Origin of the sequence: Hymenobacter negativus (genome assembly GCF_017571495.1) — a bacterium.
In the GTDB taxonomy this organism is placed as follows: domain Bacteria; phylum Bacteroidota; class Bacteroidia; order Cytophagales; family Hymenobacteraceae; genus Hymenobacter; species Hymenobacter negativus.
Window position 1 is genome coordinate 1 of sequence record NZ_JAGETZ010000040.1, and the last position, 581, is coordinate 581.

The 581-nt window shown below is 61.4% G+C and carries 1 protein-coding gene; it reads right to left on the reverse strand.

The features are described from left to right. The coding region (locus J4E00_RS29320) for a fibronectin type III domain-containing protein (RefSeq protein ID WP_208178916.1) at positions 1 to 581 on the reverse strand (581 nt) is incomplete at both ends.

Consider the following 581-nt stretch of genomic DNA (forward strand, 5'->3'; position numbering starts at 1 on the left):
ACGTTGGCGTAGAGGTCGAACAGAGCGAATTCGGTCACGGGCGACACGTTGCCCGAGTGGTAACGGGCCGAAAACGAGGACGTCGTCCCCCCGGCATTGCTGCCCGCCGGCGTGTAGCCGTACAAGTTTGATGTCCAGTTGCCGGCGGCCCCATCATCGTTGCGACGGAACGAAGCGTCGGGGTCGTTGCCAGCCGTCAGTTTCCAGTTCAGGCTCGGCACGTCGCGCAGCGCGCAGTTCGTTATCCAAGTATTTTCGAACGTTTGAGTGTAAGGTACAGCAGCATACGTCGGCGTCACGCACGAGAATGCGGTGGTGAAGGTCACAGGCAAAGTGGCCGTTGAGCTACCGCCACCGCCAGAGCAGTTGGTGGTCAGCGTCACAGTGTAGGTGGTGCCGGGCGTCAGGCCGGTGATAGTGAATGGCGAGGCCGTGACCGTAAAGGGGCTGCCGGTTACGGCAGGCGTTACAGTGGCGGTATAATCAGTCACGCCGCTAGCCGAAGGAGTAAATGTCAGTTGAACTGTGGTTGGGGTAATGGTAGCGGCGGGCACCGCCACGGCCGTGGGAGGCGAGCAGGC